The sequence below is a fragment of the Leclercia sp. LTM14 genome, assembly GCF_023736175.1.
GTDB classification, from domain to species: domain Bacteria; phylum Pseudomonadota; class Gammaproteobacteria; order Enterobacterales; family Enterobacteriaceae; genus Enterobacter; species Enterobacter barmai.
Genome location: NZ_JAIKTT010000036.1, coordinates 1 through 345, shown reverse-complemented (window position 1 = coordinate 345; position 345 = coordinate 1). Strand labels below are relative to the sequence as shown.

Below are 345 nucleotides of genomic sequence, written 5' to 3'. Positions count from 1 at the left end.
ACCCAGACCGCCAGCTAAGGTCCCAAAGTCATGGTTAAGTGGGAAACGATGTGGGAAGGCACAGACAGCCAGGATGTTGGCTTAGAAGCAGCCATCATTTAAAGAAAGCGTAATAGCTCACTGGTCGAGTCGGCCTGCGCGGAAGATGTAACGGGGCTAAACCATGCACCGAAGCTGCGGCAGCGACACTATGTGTTGTTGGGTAGGGGAGCGTTCTGTAAGCCGTTGAAGGTGAACTGTGAGGTTTGCTGGAGGTATCAGAAGTGCGAATGCTGACATAAGTAACGATAAAGCGGGTGAAAAGCCCGCTCGCCGGAAGACCAAGGGTTCCTGTCCAACGTTAAT

1 rRNA gene is annotated in these 345 nt (G+C 52.5%); it reads left to right on the top strand.

The annotated features are described in order from the left end of the window. A 23S ribosomal RNA gene (locus K5I40_RS23800) occupies positions 1-345 on the top strand; the annotation flags it as partial.